Below are 16,313 nucleotides of genomic sequence, written 5' to 3' on the forward strand. Positions count from 1 at the left end.
TTACGCTGAGAAACCCGATGAGATACCTGCTGTGCGCCCTGCTATTGGCAGCCGCCGGGCCTGCCTGCGCCCAGGCACCCAGCCTGTTGGCCAAGTGCACACGCAGCGCAAACCTGCTGGCGTGTGTAGACCCGTTGGGCAATGCCTATAGCGTGGCAACCGTCGGCAGCACCACCTACTTGCGCGGTTTCGAAGTGATCGGCAAACGCTATTGGGCGCAGACCAACAGCCGTTATGGGCAACTGACGTTTTTTACCGGGTTGGCATCGGATGGCGAGGCGTGGGTTGGCTACACGCGGCGCGTAGGCTGGACCACCATCAATCGGTTTTCCAGCTCTGGGGGCGCCAGCGCCAAGTTCACCTGCAGCCGAATGACCGGCTGTTAGGCCTGGCTGTTTTTCTGCGCCTGCACCCAGGCCATGTAGCTGTTCATGGGTGGGTTCTTCTGGAAGTAACGCTTGAGTCCTTCGAAAAGGCCATCCGCCACCGCCTGTTGATGGCGCGCCGTCACCAGCCGCTGGGCATCCCGAGGGTTGGAAATGAATCCCGTCTCCACCAGGATCGAAGGGACATCCGGTGACTTGAGCACGGCGAACCCAGCCTGCTCCACCCGTTTCTGATGCAGGCTGGTGATGTTTTGCAGGCTGCCCAATACCGAGCTGCCCAACTGCAGGCTGGAGGCGATGGTCGCGTTCATCGACATGTCGAGAATCACTCCGGCCAGCATCGGGTCCTTGTCCTTCAGATTGAGCAAGGTGGTGGCGCCCAGCAAGTCGGCGCCATTTTCGCGCTGGGCCATGAAACGCGCTGTGGCCGAGGTGGCGCCGCCTTCAGACAACGCATACACCGAGGCGCCCGACGCGGTCAGCCGTGGCGCGGCGTCGGCATGTACCGAAATAAACATATCGGCCTTGTGCTGACGGGCAATGTCCACGCGCTTACGCAGCGGCACGAAGAAGTCGTCGTTGCGCACCAGTTTCACGTCAAAACCCTTTTCGCGTTTCAAGCGTTTAGCCAGTAACTGGGCGATCGACAGCACCACATCTTTTTCGCGCTGGCCCTTGGAGCCGATGGCGCCGGGGTCTTTGCCGCCATGGCCGGGGTCGACCACCACGATGATGTCGCGCTTGGGATGCGCCTTGTCTACCGGCGCCACCAAGGGTGCTGGCTCAGCGGCGAGTTGACGGGGCGCACGGGTCGCGTTGGTCAAGTCCAGCACCAGGCGATGGCCTTGTCCCTCCTGCGGCGGCAACACGAAACTGTTGAGCTGCATGGGCTCGACCAGGTCCAGCACGATGCGCGTGTCGCTCTGGCCGAAATGCCCGGAACGGATCGAGGTAATCCCACTGTTCTTCAACGCCAACTGGGAAAAGTCGCCGCTGAGCCCGGCGCCACTCAAGTCGATGATCAATCGGTCGGGTGAGGTTAGGGAAAAGGTCTTGTATTGCACCGGGCCGCTGAGGTCGAACACCAGGCGCAGCTTGTCGTCTGAGCGCCACAGGCGTGCATTGCGAATCTGCGTGGCGTGAGCCCCCAAAGGCAAGGCAAACAAGGGGCTGACCAGCAGCAGGTTGAGGAGCTGACGTCGGTGCATGGCATATACCGCAGATAAAGGAGCATCCCTACTCGACGTGACTGAACAAAGGCAGGTGCAGAAAATTCATCGTGGCTCGTATTGTTATACTATAACATGTCGAATTATTTCCAACGATGGACCTGCTTATGAATGCGCTGACTCTGCCGGATATCGCCGCGCAGGCTTCACGCCAAGCCTTGCCACTCGACTGGGTGGGGATGCGCGGCATCGCCTTGCCAATCCTGATTGACGGTCAACACCTGACCGCCACCGCTGATGCGGGCGTAAGCCTGGACGACGGCACGGCCCGTGGCATTCATATGTCACGCCTGTACCTGGCTCTGGAAATGCTCGATCAACAGCCGCTGACATCTGCACTGCTGCGTAATGTACTGCAGCGTTTTCTCGACACACATGAAGGTTTATCTAAGAACGCTTACCTGCGCATCCACACCCAGCTGCTGCTTAAACGCCCTGCCCTGGTCAGCCCATTAGCCGGCTGGAAAACCTACCCCGTGAGCATCGAAGCGCGCCTGGAAAACCAGATGTTCCACGTGGAACTAAAAATTGACGTTACTTATTCCTCAACTTGCCCTTGCTCCGCCGCCCTCGCCAGGCAGTTGATTCAGCAGCAATTTGTCGATGATTTCGCCAATACGCCGTTACAGCATGAAGCGGTGCTGGCCTGGCTCGGCAGTGCCGACGGCATCGTCGCCACACCCCATAGCCAGCGCAGCAGCGCGCAGTTGCACGTCCAGTTGCAAGGTACTGACCTGCCGATAGTCGGCTTGATCAACGCTGCCGAAGCCGCGCTCGGCACCGCCGTACAAACCGCGGTGAAACGCGCAGACGAACAAGCCTTCGCCCTGGCCAACGGGCAGAACCTGATGTTCTGTGAAGACGCCGCTCGCCGCCTGAACATCGCCTTGAAACGCTCGGATGCCATCAAAGCCTTCCACCTCCAAGTGATCCACGCCGAAAGCCTGCACGCGCACGATGCCGTGGCTGAAAGCCGCTGGACGAGAGACTTTGCATGATCACTTGTAACTCTTTGCGCTGGGGCGCCCCCGGGCAACCGCTCACCCCGGCACTGGATTTGACCCTGGAAAAAGGCAGCCTCACCGGCATCATCGGCGCCAATGGCACAGGCAAAAGCAGCCTGCTCAAGGTCATTGCCGGCCTGCAAAAACCGCTGGCGGGAAAGGTCATTGTGGATGTTCCACGCCGTGGCGGCCTGGCCTTCTTGCCCCAGCAGCAACACTTGGACCGCCAGTTCCCCATCAGCCTGCAAGAGCTGGTCGCTGCCGGTTTCTGGGGCATCCAACACACCCCGCAACAACGCAGCCAACGCCTGCAAGCGGTACTCGAAGACTGGTGCCTGACTGGCTTGGAACACCGACCGTTGATGGCATTGTCCGGCGGCGAATTGCAGCGCGCCCTGCTGGCACGCATGAGCCTGGCCGACGCACCCGTCCTGCTGCTCGACGAACCTCACGCAGCTCTCGACGAGGATGGCCAGGCGCTGTGCTGGAAACACATCCACGCCTGGCACAACGAAGGCCGCACCCTGGTGATCGTCTGCCATGACCTGGCCTCCGTGCGTCACCACACCCAGCACGTACTGCAGATCAAAAACACCGGCTGCGTATTCGGCCCCAGCAAAGAGCTGATCCGCCCGCAACCGCAGATGCAGGTGGCCTGAATGCACTTCACTGCCCACTTATGGATGCCGTTTCATGAGTTCGTCTTTATGCGCCGCGCACTCCTCGGCGGTTTGGTACTGGCTTGCAGCACCGCGCCGCTAGGAGTGTTTCTGATCCTGCGGCGCATGAGCCTGATCGGTGATGCGGTGGCCCACGGCATCCTGCCCGGTGCCGCCCTGGGTTTCTGGTTCGCCGGCCTGAGCCTGCCCGCGCTGACCCTCGGTGGCCTGGGTGCAGGCCTGAGCATGGCCGGCCTGGCCGCGTGGATCACCCGCCGCACCGGGCTGCGCGAAGACGCCAGCCTCGCCGCCATCTACCCCATCTCTTTGGCCGCCGGGGTGCTGATCCTGGGCCTTGCCGGCAAGCGCCTGGACCTGCTGCACCTGCTGTTCGGCTCCGCCCTGGCCGTGGATCAAACCACCCTGACCGGCATGCTCTGGGTCTCGGGTTTCAGCCTGATCGCCATGGCGCTGATCTACAGACCGCTGTTGCTGGACACCCTCGACCCGCTGTTCCTGCAAACCGTCAGCCGCCTCGGCCCCCTCGCCCATGGCGTGTTCCTGACCCTGGTGGTGCTGAACCTGGTGATTGGTTTCCAGGCCATCGGTGCGCTGATGGTGGTCGGCTTGATGATGTTGCCGGCCATCGCCTCACGCTTCTGGAGCCGACGCCTGCCGGTGCTGATTGCGGTATCGGCGCTGCTGGGCTGCCTGTCGGTGTGGTTGGGTCTGCTGCTGTCGTTCTACTACTCACTGCCCAGCGGCCCGGCGATCGTGCTGGTGGCGGGCGCTGGGTATTTGTTGTCCGTGGTGTTCGGTCCGGTGCACGGTTTGTTGCGCCGCCCGCCTTTGCTCACATCCCAATGAGGTGTTCCGATGCGCGCTCTACTCGTGCTGTTCAGTCTGCTGCTGCCGCTTTCGATGGCTCACGCCGCCGACAAACTCCAAGTAGTCACCAGCTTCAGTATTCTCAATGACATCACCCACCAGATCGGTGGCGAGCATATCCAGATCAGCAACATGGTCGGCCCGGACGCCGACGCCCATACCTATGAACCCACGCCGGATGACGCCAAGGCATTGCTCAAGGCCAAGGTCATCATCAAGAACGGCCTGGGTTTCGAGCCGTGGCTGGACCGCCTGGTTACCAGCACCGAAACCAAGGCAACGGTGGTCACCGCCAGCAAAGGCGTGATTTCCCACACCATGGACGAGGATGGCGAAACCATTCCCGACCCGCACGCCTGGCACAACCTGGCCAATGCCGAGATTTATGTGAGCAACATCACCAAGGCCCTGGTGGCCGCCGACCCGGCCAACAAGACCGCCTACCTGCGCAACAGCCAGGCCTACCTCAAACAAATCCATAGCCTGCTGGAAGAGGCCAAGGCCAAGTTCGGCGCCCTGCCACCGGGTAACCGCCGCATCGTCACCTCCCATGACGCCTTCGGCTACCTGGGCCAGGCCTATGGCATCCAGTTCCTCGCGCCCCAGGGCTTGTCCACTGAACGTGACCCTTCGGCCGCTGAAGTTGCCGCACTGATCACCCAGATTCGCAAGGACAAGGTCAAAGCCGTGTTCATGGAAAACATCAAAGACTCGCGCCTGCTCAAGCAGATCGCTGACGAAAGCGGCGCACAGATCGGCGGCACGCTGTACTCCGACGCCCTCGCCGCAGAAGGCCCGGCCAGCACCTTTATCGGGCTGTTCGAATACAACCTCAACACCCTGTGCGCCGCACTGAGCCAGCCATGATCCGCAAAAATCCTTCCGGCGACCTGCCGGTGATTGCCGAATCGGCCTACGTCGACAAGACCGCGATCATCTGCGGCAAAGTCATCATCGGTGAGAACGTGTTCGTCGGCCCTTACGCCGTGATCCGCGCCGACGAAGTGGATGCCAGCGGCGCCATGGACCCGATCACCATCGGCGCCAACTCCAACATCCAGGACGGCGTGGTCATCCACTCCAAATCCGGCGCAGCAGTGACCATCGGCGAATTCACCTCCATCGCTCACCGCTCCATCGTCCACGGCCCCTGCACGGTGGGCGACCGCGTGTTTATTGGCTTCAACAGTGTGCTGTTCAATTGCGCCGTGGGCGATGGGTGCGTGGTGCGCCACAACTCGGTGGTCGACGGCCGCGACCTGCCCGCCGCTTTCTACGTGCCCTCCACCACGCGTATCGGCCCCTACACCGACTTGTCGCAATTCCCACCGGTGAGTGTCAGCGCCTCGGAGTTTTCCGAAGACGTGGCACGCACTAACGTCGACCTGGTGCGCGGCTACAAAGCCCTGCAAAACGAGTTCTGAACCATGAGCCGCCTGCTGATCCGCAACGCCCGCCTGGTCAACGAGGGCCAGGTATTCGACGCCGACGTACTGATCGCCAATGGTCGTATCGAGAAGATTGCCGCCAGCATTCAAGGCGATAACGAACCGGTGGAAATCGATGCCAACGGCCAGTGGCTGCTGCCAGGCATGATCGACGACCAGGTGCACTTTCGCGAACCCGGTACGCCGGAAAAAGGCAGCTTCTACAGCGAATCCCGCGCGGCGGTGGCCGGTGGTATCACCAGCTTCATGGATATGCCCAACACTCACCCGGCCACCTTGAACCTGGAAGCCCTGGCCGATAAAAAGCGCCGTGCCGCACTGCATTCAGTGGCCAACTACGGCTTTCATTTTGGCGTGAGCAACGACAACCTCGACACCGTCGCGGCCCTCGCTCCTCGTGAAGTGGCTGGAGTCAAAGTGTTCATGGGCGCATCCACCGGCAATATGCTGGTGGACGACCCACGCGTTCTGGAGCGCCTGTTTGCCGAGGTGCCGACCATCCTGCTCGCTCACTGCGAACACACGCCCAGCATCCTGGCCAACGAGCAACGCCTGCGCGAACGCTTCGGCGAGCATATTCCCGCAGTCGCCCACCCGCTGATCCGCGATGCCGAGGCCTGTTATCGCTCGTCATCGTTTGCCGTGGAATTGGCCAAACGCCATGGCACGCGCCTGCATGTGTTGCACCTGACCACCGCGCGGGAACTGGCGTTGTTCGAAGACAAGCCCCTGGCCGACAAGCACATCACCGCCGAGGTCTGCCTGCACCACCTGCTGTTCGATGACCGCGATTACCACCACCTCGGCCACCAGATCAAATGCAACCCGGCGATCAAGACCCGCACCGACCGCGACGCGCTGCGCCTGGCATTATTGAGTGATCGTCTGGATGTGATTGGCACCGACCATGCGCCGCATACCTGGGCGCAAAAACAGTTGGGCTATCGGCAAGCACCCTCGGGCTTGCCTCTGGTGCAGCATGCCCTGCCGGCGTTACTGGAGTTGGTGGCCGACGGGCATTTGCCCTTGACCACTCTGGTAGCCAAGACCAGCCACCGCGTGGCCGACCTGTTTGCCATCGCTGATCGCGGCTACGTGCGCGAAGGCTACTGGGCCGACCTGGTACTGATCAAACCGGAGCCTGCCGGCAAGCCGGTCAACAGCCAGCCTATTCTCGCCCGCTGCGGCTGGACACCCTTTGCAGAACGCAGCTTTCGCCACAGCGTGAGTACCACACTGGTCAGCGGCCACCTGGCCTGGCACAACGGCCAGGTGGTCAACAGTTGCCAGGGCTTGCCCCTGCAGTTCGGGCGTTAAGCGCGGGGTTTGACCGAACCGCAATCGTTGCCCAGCCACTGAGCGTGGCTGTCCAGGCTACCCTTCTGCTGGATCCCGGTGGCATTGAAGGTACCGTTGACGCTGGTGGTGAATTCTTTCTGGCTCTGAAACGTTGCCACCCCAGTGCCCTGGGCTTTCGGGCAACTGAAGCGGAACTTCCACTGGTTGCCGCTCTTGTCGGTGACTTCCTGTTTGCAGCCCGATTGAGGGTCGGTCAGGGGGATCGAATCGGAGGCCACCTGGGCCGGGGTCAGGCACACCTGTACGCCTTTACCGGCCATGTTAATGCCTTGTTTTTCGAGCATGGCGCGCTGTTCAGGGGTCATCTGTTGCTTGAGTTGACCGAGGATCAGCGACAAGTCCGGCAGGTCCTGGTTATCGACTTTCATATTGCTGGTGGTCAATTCCCACAAGCCCGGCGCCAGCATCTGCGCCTGTGCCGCCACAGGCAGCGACAAACCAACAACCATGGCCAAACCAAGCAGACGAGCATTCATCGGGTAACTCCTGGGTAATTGTGGGCGTTAGACGTCGCAAAGCAGCCAGTGTTGCATGGCAAATAAAATAGCGACATTCACAGCCGTTCATGGTCTGTTACGCACTGGACTGCCTGGAGTTACGTCGTTCATGGATTTCTTTGGCCCGCACCTGCTCGCCTACGTCATTGCCACGCTGCACTTTCTCGGAACGCTCGCCGCGATCCACGCAGTACTGACGGTGCGCACCGCACAAGGCTCGATCGCCTGGGCGTTGTCACTGATGTTCATGCCCTACCTGACGCTGATCCCCTACCTGATTTTTGGCCGCAGCACCTTCGACGCGTACATCCAGGCCCGTCGCCAGGCCAACCAGGAAATGCACACGGCCATCACCGAATTGAACTGGCGCCCCTGGGTGGAGGAAGCGCTCGCGGCGCGCAATTCCAGCGCCTATGCCTCCTTGCGCGCCATGCCCAAGCTGGGCCGCATGCCGTGCCTGGCCAACAACGAAGTGCGCCTGTTGATCAATGGCGATGCCACGTTCGGCGCGATCTTCGAGGCTATCCGTAACGCAAAGACCGCCGTGCTGTTCCAGTTTTTCATCATTCACGATGACGAACTGGGCCGTCAATTGCAGGCCCTGTTGAGGGAAAAAGCCGCTCAGGGCGTGGCCATTTATGTGCTGTACGACCGCATCGGCAGTCACGCCCTGCCCCATCGTTATGTGCAAGCGCTGCGTGACGCTGGCGTGCAGGTCAAGGCATTCGCCACCCGCAGTGGCTGGCTCAATCGCTTCCAGGTCAACTTCCGTAACCATCGCAAGATCGTCGTGGTGGACGGCATCACCGGTTTTGTCGGCGGGCATAACGTAGGCGATGAATACCTGGGTAAAAAACCGCCGCTGGCGCCATGGCGCGATACCCATGTGCAGGTCGCAGGCCCAGTGGTGGCATGCCTGCAGGAGTCGTTTGCCGAGGACTGGTTCTGGGCCGCACGGGAACTGCCGCCGCTGATCCTGCCGGACGCCTACCCGGAAGACGGCGTGCTCTGCCAGTTGCTTGCCAGTGGGCCAGCGGACCCTTATGAAACCTGCTCGCTGTTTTTCGTCGAGGCCATCCATGCCGCGACCAAGCGGGTGTGGATCACCAGCCCCTATTTCATCCCCGACGAGGCGGTGTTTGCCGCCCTGCGCCTGGCGGTATTGCGCGGAGTCGATGTGCGCCTGCTGCTGCCGTCACGGCCCGACCACCGCATCGTATATGCCGCATCCAGCCTGTACGCCAACGAAGCGGTGCGAGCAGGCGTGCGAGTGTTTCGCTACACACCGGGCTTTTTGCATCAGAAGGTGGTGTTGGTAGACAGCGAAATCAGCGCCATTGGCAGCGCCAACATGGACAACCGTTCGTTCCGGCTGAATTTTGAAGTGATGCTGCTGACGGTGGATGAAGCCTTCGCCAGCCAGGTTGAACAAATGTTGCTGGATGACTTTGCCCTGGCCCATGAAGTCAGCCAGGAAGAAAGCCGCGAGACCCGTCGCCTGCAACAACTGGGGATGCGCATTGCACGCCTGATCTCACCCATCCTCTAACCGCCAATACAAAACCAATGTGGGAGCTTCAGTGCCTGGTGGTCAACGGTAGAGATCTTCCCGCGTCCACGGCAGTTCATGCCCGCCATCAGCATGGGGTTTCACTGCCAGTATCTGGTGCAGGTTGATCCAGCCACGGGCAAATGCATAAGCGCAACCGGCCAGGTACAGCCGCCAGATGCGTAGCGCCTGCTCTGGCACCATCTTCGCCGCTGCTTCTAGGTTGTCTTCCAGGCGTTCGCTCCAATGGTCCAATGTGCGGGCGTAATGCATACGCAGGCTTTCGACATCGACCACTTCCAGCCCTGCTTCGCTGATCTCGGCGGTCATCATGGCCAGGTGCGGCAGTTCACCATTAGGGAACACGTAGCGCTCGATAAACTCGCCGGCTCCACGGCCTACGGGGCGGCCGTCGGTGTGCTTGGCGGTGATGCCATGGTTCATCACCAGGCCGCCTTCACGCACTGCGCCGAACAGGGTCCGGCAGTATTGCGCCAGGTTGGCGTGGCCGACGTGTTCGAACATGCCCACGCTCACGACTTTGTCGAAACGACCGTCCTGGGGCAGGTCGCGGTAGTCGAGTAATTGCAGGTCGACCTGGTCTTCCAGGCCTTCGGCTTTCACCCGCTCCTTGGCCAGCGCCAGTTGTTCCTTGCTCAAGGTGATGCCGAACACCTTGACCCCGAACTCACGTGCGGCATAACGCGCCAGCCCGCCCCAGCCGCAGCCCACATCGAGCAGATACTCACCCGGCTGCAGCCGCAACTTGCGGCACAGGTGGCGGAATTTGTCTTGTTGGGCCTGATCGATCGACTCGCTGCCGGTTTCGAAATAACCGCAGGAGTAGGCCATGTCCTGGTCCAGCCATAGCTGGTAGAACTCGTTGGACAGGTCGTAATGGTAGGAAATGGCCGCCGCGTCGGTGGCCTTATCGTGAATCGAGCGCACCGGACGACTCTCCTCGTCGTCATCGACCAAAGCGTGACTCAACTCGTCACATACCCTGATCACTTCGGTGATGGAGCCTTCCAGCTCCAGCTTGCCCTCGACGAAGGCTTCGCCCAGTGAGTCGAGTGTTGGATGGGTCAGCCTGGATACAACCGTGGGGTCCTTGACCACGATGGTGACACTGGGCTCAGGGCCCAAGTTGAATTCATGGCCGTCCCAGAGTCGAAGACGCAGCGGTAGCTGAAGATTCTGTAAGGCCGGTGGAAGTTGCGCGAGCATGAGTAGTCCCCCCTTGTTTCAGACGTCTGCTGTGAGGGTAGACCATGCCAAACAAAGTAGGAAGCTATCGAATGAATAGCTCCCCTTCTATGGCGCTCGGCGCTCGAGCAAACCTTCCTGGACCCACTGTTTCAGCCAAGTGGCCGCTTGCAGCGACGCCCCCTCTGAATAAGTGACCGTCAGCTCAGTACACAGTTCTGAAAAATTCCAGCCCATGGTCACCATGCCCGACAGCGCACAGGCTTCAGCGGCTTCCAGGCTGCGGTAGTGGCAGCGGTTCTGGTTGCGCCACACCAGGCAGATCTGCGCCGGTTCCAGCGCCTGGCTGCCGGGGAAATCCGACTCATCCTTGCTGGCTCGCCAGATCGCCACCGTGTTGAAACGGCAAAGCAACTGCTGCACCGAAGGCGCCAGCGCAACCTGCAAGCTGGGCCAGTCTTCAGGCGCCAAATGCGCCATGTCATTCAAGGTCAGCGGCTCCCCTTCGGCGGCGTCAAACGCCAAGGTGAACGCCCACTCCAGGCGTGCCAACTCAGCCAAAGGCGCACTTTGCGCAGCCATGAAATGCTCAACGATAAACATCGCAAAGCGCTCGCCCAACCAGCGCACGCTGTAATGGGCCGAGGGATAACGGCGGATATAGGCATCGGTCAGTGAGCAAAACTGCTCATCTCCCAGCCAATACCAGATGGCACCGAAGTCATGGCGCAGCACCTCTTGCAGTCGCGAAAGATAGGCGTTGTGGTAAATCGCCAGGCCGGTGTCCACATCCAACGTCGGCCCTCCCAGCAAGGTGGCGGCAAAGCCGCTGTTGGCCGGGGGCGCTTCGGATAATAGATGCTGTTCAAACGCCAACTGCCAGTCGATCAGGCGCATAACGCTCTCCGGGCCAAGGCGCTGGCACCCAACTCACGGGCTTTGTTCAACTCGGTGAGTAATTCTTCGAAGGGTGGAAAATGGTCATCGCGTTCCAGCAGCGTCGACACGGGGCCCAGATGTTCGAGAGTCTGCTGATACAGCGCCCACACCGGGTCGCACACTGGATGGTCATGGGTATCGACCACATAGTCGCCATAGTCCATATGCCCTGCCAAATGCAGCTGGCGAATGCTTTCGGGTGGCAGGTTGCGAATGAAGGTCCAGGCATCAAAACCATGGTTACGTGCGCTGACATAGACGTTGTTGACGTCCAGCAGCAACTGGCATCCGCTCAGGTGGGCCAAGGCGTTGAGGAACTCCCACTCGGTGAATTCATCCGCCTTGGAACGCACGTAGCTGGAGACATTTTCCAGTACCAGCGGTCGCTGCAACACGTCCTGCACCTGACGTACACGGCCGGCCACGTGGTAAAGGCTTTCTTCGGTGTAAGGCAGGGGTAACAAATCATGTAACTGGTGCGCGCTGCCACGGCTCCAGCACAGGTGATCGGAAATCCATGCCGGCTGAATGCGCTCTGCGAGCTGTTTGATGTGATTCAGGTAATCCATATCGAGGGCATGTGGCCCGCCGATGGACAACGACACACCGTGCATCACCAAGGGGTAACGCTCGGCTATCGCATCCAGGTAGTACAAGGCCTTGCCGCCCTGCACCAGGTAGTTCTCGGAGATCACTTCGAACCAATCCACAGCCGGCGACTGTTCAAGGATCTGGTGGTAGTACTCACTGCGTAAACCCAGGCCGTAACCCAGACTTGGAAGGGACGCGGACATGACTCACTCCAGGGCAAAGTGTCCGCAGCGGTGGCAGGCAGCCGCCGCGGTTGCACTCGTTTGCCGGTTACTCGCCGACTTTACCGCCAGCGGCGTCACAGGCCGATTTGGTCATGGCCTTGAAGCCCATCCCTTTGCACTCGCCCTGGCCCTTGCACGCGTGGTCCTTGGTTTTGCAGTCGTTCATGCCTTTGCAGGAGGTCACGCCGTAGCAGTGAACGGTGGCGTCTGCCGCTTGTACCTGGGTGGCCACACCCGCGAACAGAGAAGCAGCGGCCATTGCGAGGGCGGCACCAGCAGCAGCGGATTTAATGCTCATTGTTGTATTCCTCATGATCAGTAGTGGAGCCGATCTGAACGGATTGTTCAGTCTCGACACAGCACTAGAGTGAGGCCCCCTGTCGGCGTTACAGCCGTGTGCAAATATTTGTGAAATTATTCGTCGAGCTTCAACAGCGGCTCCTGGAAGCGCAGTAAACGCCCGGCGTTCCCCAATACCAACAAGGTGCTGAGGTTATGCAGCACCGCCGCGATCATCGCGCCCGCCGCCCCCAGCCAGCCAAATGCGGCGAACACCACGATGGCCAGTGTCCAGCCCAAGCCAATGATCACATTGACCTGCAACGTCTGCCGGCACTGGCGACTCAAGCGCACACAGGTGCCCAAGCGGCGCAAGTCGCTGCCGATCAGCACCACGTCCGCCGAGGCCAGGGCGATGTCGGCACCGCCCGCGCCCATGGCCACGCCGACCACGCCGGCCTTGAGCGCCAGGGAGTCGTTGATGCCATCGCCCACCACCATTGGCCGGAAGCCACTGCTGATTTCGCCCAGCACGCGGTTGAGCTTGTCTTCCGGCAGCGCTTGGGCTTCGACATCACTGATGCCCACGTCCAGCGCCAGGCTGTCGGCCACGCTTTGGCGGTCGCCGGTCAGCAGCAGTTGGCGGCCCAGGCCCAAGTCACGCAGCTCTTGCAGGGCCTGGCGCGCTTCGGGTTTGACGCTGTCGGCCAACAGCAGCCAGGCGAGGAACTCGCCGTTCAACGCCAGCCCGGCAATCGGGCCATCATGGGCGGGCACGGCGGTGGTGACGATGCCCAACTGTTCAAATAACTCCGGCCGCCCCAGCGCCGCTTCGCCCTGCTCGGTCTGGGCGACCACGCCCAGGCCCTGACGCTCGCGGATGTCGCTAAGCACCCGCATCTGCTCCTGGCTCGCCAACCCCGCCAACGCTCGGCTGACCGGGTGACTGCTTGCCGAACCAAGGCTGGCCGCCAGGTTCAGCAGCTTTTGGCGATCCGGCGCGGTAGTCTCGATGGACTGCAAGCGCAGGGTGCCAAAGGTCAGGGTGCCGGTCTTGTCGACCACCAGTGATGTCAGGTCGGCCAGTTCTTCGAGGAACGCCGAGCTGCGAATCAGGATGCCATGGCGCGCCGCCACGGCAATCCCGGCAATCGCCGTGGCCGGTGCCGACAGCACCAAGGCACAGGGGCACGCAGCCACGAGCACCGCGAGCATCGCCTGGGCGTCATTGGTGACAAACCAGGTGACGGCCGCCAGCAGCAACACCAGCACCATGTAGCTGCCGGCATAACGCTCCAGCAGCCGGGTGATCGGTGGCTTGGACCGCTCGGCGTTCTGCATCAGCGCAATAACTTTGCCCAACGTCGATTCGTTACCGGTGCGCGTGACCTCAAGGCGCAGCAGGCCATCGAGGTTGATCGCCCCACCAAACACCTGCACGCCCACGCTGGCTTCCAACGGCACCGACTCGCCGGTGATCGGCGCCGTGTCCAGGCTCGCCTGGCCGGACAACACCACGCCATCGGCCGGCACGCGGTCACCGGCTCGCACTTCGACGATATCGCCGGTGTTCAAGGTGCCGTTATCCACTTCGGTGATGCTGCCGTCCGCCTGCACCAGGCGTGCATGGCTGCGGGTGAGTTTGCCCAGGGCATGGATCGCTTCCTGGGAGCCAATCACGCTGCGCTCTTCCAGCACATGGCCGAAGATCATGATGATCGGCAGCAACGCGGCGGTGAGCAGATCACCGGTGGCCCAGGCGCCGAGCATGGCCAGGGCGATCAATTGATCGGTGATGCCGTGCAGGCTTGGAAAGCGCAGGCTGTACCAGGCTGAACGCATCACCGGCACCGCCACCAACAGCGAAGCCACGCCCAGCAGCAGCTGGCTGACGCCGCTCTGGTCCGGCGCGAGCCAGCGCCACACCAGGCCCAGCACGAGCAAGCCCAGGGCGAGCATCGCCAAGGTCAATTGCCGGGCAGCGCTGCGCTGTTCGGCAGAGGTCAGCATGGGTGCGCTCATTGTTCGGCTCCCTGGATGATCAAGCGGGAGTCGTCTTTGGGATCGACAGTGGTCACTGAACCGGCCTGGCCGAGAATCTTCGGCAAGCGTTCACGGTACAGGCGCAACAGCAAACCGGGATCTTTGACCTGGGCCAGGCTGGCAACGGTAGCGGTCTGCGCCTGGGCATTGGCCAAGCGCTCACTGGCCTGGGCATGGGCGACTTGCACCTGGCGATCAGCTTCCTGGTTGGCGGTCTGGGTGAGTTTTTCCGCTTCAGTGCGGGCGTTGGCCACGGCTTTATCAGCCTGCTGGCTAGCGGTCAGTACCGCGTTGAATGCATTCACCGCAGGCCCAGGCAGGCTCGATTGCACATCGACGCGGGTGGCTTCGATACCCAGCCCCAAGCCGCTGGCCGCCAACTCCGCCAGGCGTTTGTTGATGCCTTGCACCAGGTCGCCGCGCAGCCGCTCACGCCGTTCGGCGGCGCCATTGTCGCTGCCGATCAGTTCCGGGCGGGCTACCAGGATGGTGTCCAGATCCCGCGCAGCGGTGAGGGCCACGGCGCTGCGTGTCACCAGTCTGTCCAGGGCAGGCAGCACGTGGTCGCCCTGCAACACAAAGGCGTAGGGCTCGGTCACCTTGTAGAACACCCGCACGTCCAGTTGAACCACCCCGGCATCACCGGTCAGCAGGTAGCCGGAACCGGCCAGGGCATCGCTTAACGGCGTGGCGAAACTGGCCACGCGATCGGCCTGCAACGCCGCGTCGGAACGCAGCAGGTTTTCCACCCGGCGTTCGATCACCCGGTCGGCCGCTGGCAGCAGGATGACTTGCTCAAAAGGTTGCGGCCAGGCCAGCAACAACCCGGCGTTCTGAATGCGATCAAGGGCGCCGAAGTGCAAGACCACGGCGCGATTCTGCGGGTCGATCTGGCGCACATTGGAAAAGGCCCAGGCCAACGCCGCCAATACGGTGACCGCGTACAGTGCCAGGAACGTCAGGCGCCCGGCCTGGATCCACGGGCTGTCCGGGCTTTCAGGCTCGCTCATGGCTGCAGGTCCTTCGGCCCATCCACCAGGGCGCGGAACGGCGCAGCGTCGGTGCGCAGGATGATCTTGGTCCCCGGCGTGACCACCGTGCCCAAGGTATCCAGCGAACGCAGCAGGTTGTACAGCTGCGGATTGCCAGCGTAGGCGCGGCCATAAATCTGCGCGGCTTCAACCCGCGACTGCGCTTCGATATCGGCGGCTTTCACGGTGGCATCGGCCTGCATGATGCGCGCATCTCGCTCGGCAGCGGAGCGGATCTGCGCCGCTTCGCGCTTACCCACGGCGGTGCGTTCGGTGGCGATGGTCTCACGCTCGGCGCGCATGCGGTCAACCGTGGCGGTGAGGGTCACCGATGGCAACGTCAAACGCTCGATACCGACCTGCGCCACGCGCACACCATAGGTGGTGAGCAATTGTTGATCAATCTGCTGGCGCAACTGCGCTTCAAAATCGGAAATGCGCACTTGGCTGGCGTCGGTGTTGATCAAGCTGGACAGGTCAAAGCTGGCCGCCGTGGTTTCTAGCGCCGAGCCGACAAAGGTGCGAATCTGCCGCGCCGCCTCATCCGGCTGGTTCTGCACCGCACGCATAAAGCGCTGCACGTTGTCGGCATCGCCCTGCACCTGCCACGCCACATAGGCCTGCACAATAATCCGCAAGCCATCGCGGGTGCCCACATCCTGCAGGCCGCTGGAGGTGGTGCGCAGACGCAGGTCCACCGGGATCGCCGCTTCGAACGGTGCCGGCCAGCGCCAGCCCAGGCCCGGCTCCAGCAGCACGCGCGCCGGGTTGCCGAAGCGGGTAATCACCGTGGCCTCACCGGAACGCACTTGCACCAGGCTTGCCGCTGCCATGGCAAACAGCACCAGCAACACCGCCCACGCCATGCGCCGCCAGGGAAAAGGCCCGGCCGCCTGCTCATCGCCGTGATGGTGATGGTGGTGGCCGTGATGGTGGTGATGACCGTGATCATGATCGTGGGAATGAGCGCTCAACAGACAG

General features: G+C 61.8%; 17 protein-coding genes. 8 read left to right on the forward strand and 9 right to left on the reverse strand.

Annotated features, from left to right (window positions below; all coding sequences use genetic code 11):
* Positions 1–17: 17 nt before the first annotated feature.
* Positions 18–386, forward strand: coding sequence for a hypothetical protein (locus tag AB4P90_RS29270; protein ID WP_019818159.1), 369 nt, complete (start codon positions 18–20; stop codon positions 384–386).
* On the opposite strand, the gene AB4P90_RS29275 is transcribed toward AB4P90_RS29270, so the two are convergent.
* Positions 383–1,594 carry an N-acetylmuramoyl-L-alanine amidase gene (locus AB4P90_RS29275; protein ID WP_060766916.1) on the reverse strand — a complete coding sequence of 404 codons (1,212 nt, stop codon included), beginning with the start codon at positions 1,592–1,594 and terminating at the stop codon, positions 383–385. The two genes, AB4P90_RS29270 and AB4P90_RS29275, sit on opposite strands and share 4 nt — an antisense overlap.
* 128 nt (positions 1,595–1,722) lie before the next feature.
* Here AB4P90_RS29275 and folE2 point away from each other — a divergent pair, with 128 nt between their 5' ends.
* Genes folE2 through AB4P90_RS29305 form a run of 6 tightly spaced genes read left to right on the forward strand, consistent with a single transcriptional unit; the run spans position 1,723 to position 6,931 of the window.
* Positions 1,723–2,613 carry a GTP cyclohydrolase FolE2 gene (folE2, locus tag AB4P90_RS29280; RefSeq protein WP_395605558.1) on the forward strand — a complete coding sequence of 297 codons (891 nt, stop codon included), beginning with the start codon at positions 1,723–1,725 and terminating at the stop codon, positions 2,611–2,613.
* The gene (locus AB4P90_RS29285) at positions 2,610–3,278 is read left to right on the forward strand and encodes a metal ABC transporter ATP-binding protein (protein WP_014720564.1); all 669 of its coding nucleotides are present in this window, start codon (positions 2,610–2,612) and stop codon (positions 3,276–3,278) included. Before folE2 ends, AB4P90_RS29285 begins: the two co-directional genes overlap by 4 nt.
* On the forward strand, positions 3,279–4,145 hold the full coding sequence (locus AB4P90_RS29290; RefSeq protein WP_014720565.1) for a metal ABC transporter permease: 867 nt from the start codon (positions 3,279–3,281) through the stop codon (positions 4,143–4,145). It begins immediately after the preceding gene.
* Between the two features lie 9 nt (positions 4,146–4,154).
* A complete protein-coding gene (locus AB4P90_RS29295; protein ID WP_038452035.1) occupies positions 4,155–5,033 on the forward strand; it encodes a metal ABC transporter substrate-binding protein in 879 nt (292 codons plus the stop codon).
* Positions 5,030–5,590, forward strand: a complete 561-nt coding sequence (locus AB4P90_RS29300; RefSeq protein ID WP_014720567.1) for a DapH/DapD/GlmU-related protein — start codon at positions 5,030–5,032, stop codon at positions 5,588–5,590. Before AB4P90_RS29295 ends, AB4P90_RS29300 begins: the two co-directional genes overlap by 4 nt.
* A gap of 3 nt (positions 5,591–5,593) precedes the next feature.
* Positions 5,594–6,931, forward strand: coding sequence for a dihydroorotase (locus AB4P90_RS29305; RefSeq protein ID WP_395605559.1), 1,338 nt, complete (start codon positions 5,594–5,596; stop codon positions 6,929–6,931).
* Here the strand turns inward: AB4P90_RS29305 and AB4P90_RS29310 are convergent.
* A complete protein-coding gene (locus AB4P90_RS29310) occupies positions 6,928–7,449 on the reverse strand; it encodes a DUF3617 domain-containing protein (protein ID WP_014720569.1) in 522 nt (173 codons plus the stop codon). The two genes, AB4P90_RS29305 and AB4P90_RS29310, sit on opposite strands and share 4 nt — an antisense overlap.
* A gap of 130 nt (positions 7,450–7,579) precedes the next feature.
* Between AB4P90_RS29310 and cls the strand changes: the two genes are divergently transcribed.
* Positions 7,580–9,019 carry a cardiolipin synthase gene (gene cls, locus AB4P90_RS29315; RefSeq protein WP_014720570.1) on the forward strand — a complete coding sequence of 480 codons (1,440 nt, stop codon included), beginning with the start codon at positions 7,580–7,582 and terminating at the stop codon, positions 9,017–9,019.
* 42 nt (positions 9,020–9,061) lie between these two features.
* On the opposite strand, the gene cfaB is transcribed toward cls, so the two are convergent.
* The 7 genes from cfaB to hflC form a co-directional block, all read right to left on the reverse strand.
* On the reverse strand, positions 9,062–10,246 hold the full coding sequence (gene cfaB, locus AB4P90_RS29320; protein ID WP_014720571.1) for a C17 cyclopropane fatty acid synthase CfaB: 1,185 nt from the start codon (positions 10,244–10,246) through the stop codon (positions 9,062–9,064).
* An 87-nt stretch (positions 10,247–10,333) separates the two neighbouring features.
* Positions 10,334–11,122 (reverse strand): putative DNA-binding domain-containing protein, encoded by a 789-nt coding sequence (locus AB4P90_RS29325; protein ID WP_395605560.1) that lies wholly within the window; start codon positions 11,120–11,122, stop codon positions 10,334–10,336.
* Positions 11,113–11,958, reverse strand: coding sequence for a DUF692 domain-containing protein (locus AB4P90_RS29330; protein ID WP_014720573.1), 846 nt, complete (start codon positions 11,956–11,958; stop codon positions 11,113–11,115). Before AB4P90_RS29330 ends, AB4P90_RS29325 begins: the two co-directional genes overlap by 10 nt.
* A gap of 67 nt (positions 11,959–12,025) precedes the next feature.
* A complete protein-coding gene (locus AB4P90_RS29335; protein WP_003195792.1) occupies positions 12,026–12,277 on the reverse strand; it encodes a membrane protein in 252 nt (83 codons plus the stop codon).
* Positions 12,278–12,393: 116 nt separating this feature from the next.
* On the reverse strand, positions 12,394–14,280 hold the full coding sequence (locus tag AB4P90_RS29340; protein WP_032901860.1) for a cation-translocating P-type ATPase: 1,887 nt from the start codon (positions 14,278–14,280) through the stop codon (positions 12,394–12,396).
* On the reverse strand, positions 14,277–15,311 hold the full coding sequence (gene hflK, locus AB4P90_RS29345; protein WP_014720575.1) for a protease modulator HflK: 1,035 nt from the start codon (positions 15,309–15,311) through the stop codon (positions 14,277–14,279). The genes AB4P90_RS29340 and hflK overlap by 4 nt, the downstream gene beginning before the upstream one ends.
* A complete protein-coding gene (hflC, locus tag AB4P90_RS29350) occupies positions 15,308–16,309 on the reverse strand; it encodes a protease modulator HflC (RefSeq protein ID WP_165901698.1) in 1,002 nt (333 codons plus the stop codon). Before hflC ends, hflK begins: the two co-directional genes overlap by 4 nt.
* Positions 16,310–16,313 lie beyond the last annotated feature (4 nt).

The organism is Pseudomonas sp. B16120, from assembly GCF_044218845.1.
Taxonomy (GTDB): Bacteria; Pseudomonadota; Gammaproteobacteria; order Pseudomonadales; family Pseudomonadaceae; genus Aquipseudomonas; species Aquipseudomonas paracarnis.

Excerpts from the sequence above, each read along its gene's own strand:
- AB4P90_RS29270 (WP_019818159.1), top strand. The coding sequence starts at position 18 with ATGAGATACCTGCTGTGCGCCCTGCTATTGGCAGCCGCCGGGCCTGCC.
- AB4P90_RS29275 (WP_060766916.1), bottom strand. The coding sequence starts at position 1,594 with ATGCACCGACGTCAGCTCCTCAACCTGCTGCTGGTCAGCCCCTTGTTT.
- folE2 (WP_395605558.1), top strand. The coding sequence starts at position 1,723 with ATGAATGCGCTGACTCTGCCGGATATCGCCGCGCAGGCTTCACGCCAA.
- AB4P90_RS29285 (WP_014720564.1), top strand. The coding sequence starts at position 2,610 with ATGATCACTTGTAACTCTTTGCGCTGGGGCGCCCCCGGGCAACCGCTC.
- AB4P90_RS29290 (WP_014720565.1), top strand. The coding sequence starts at position 3,279 with ATGCACTTCACTGCCCACTTATGGATGCCGTTTCATGAGTTCGTCTTT.
- AB4P90_RS29295 (WP_038452035.1), top strand. The coding sequence starts at position 4,155 with ATGCGCGCTCTACTCGTGCTGTTCAGTCTGCTGCTGCCGCTTTCGATG.
- AB4P90_RS29300 (WP_014720567.1), top strand. The coding sequence starts at position 5,030 with ATGATCCGCAAAAATCCTTCCGGCGACCTGCCGGTGATTGCCGAATCG.
- AB4P90_RS29305 (WP_395605559.1), top strand. The coding sequence starts at position 5,594 with ATGAGCCGCCTGCTGATCCGCAACGCCCGCCTGGTCAACGAGGGCCAG.
- AB4P90_RS29310 (WP_014720569.1), bottom strand. The coding sequence starts at position 7,449 with ATGAATGCTCGTCTGCTTGGTTTGGCCATGGTTGTTGGTTTGTCGCTG.
- cls (WP_014720570.1), top strand. The coding sequence starts at position 7,580 with ATGGATTTCTTTGGCCCGCACCTGCTCGCCTACGTCATTGCCACGCTG.
- cfaB (WP_014720571.1), bottom strand. The coding sequence starts at position 10,246 with ATGCTCGCGCAACTTCCACCGGCCTTACAGAATCTTCAGCTACCGCTG.
- AB4P90_RS29325 (WP_395605560.1), bottom strand. The coding sequence starts at position 11,122 with ATGCGCCTGATCGACTGGCAGTTGGCGTTTGAACAGCATCTATTATCC.
- AB4P90_RS29330 (WP_014720573.1), bottom strand. The coding sequence starts at position 11,958 with ATGTCCGCGTCCCTTCCAAGTCTGGGTTACGGCCTGGGTTTACGCAGT.
- AB4P90_RS29335 (WP_003195792.1), bottom strand. The coding sequence starts at position 12,277 with ATGAGCATTAAATCCGCTGCTGCTGGTGCCGCCCTCGCAATGGCCGCT.
- AB4P90_RS29340 (WP_032901860.1), bottom strand. The coding sequence starts at position 14,280 with ATGAGCGCACCCATGCTGACCTCTGCCGAACAGCGCAGCGCTGCCCGG.
- hflK (WP_014720575.1), bottom strand. The coding sequence starts at position 15,311 with ATGAGCGAGCCTGAAAGCCCGGACAGCCCGTGGATCCAGGCCGGGCGC.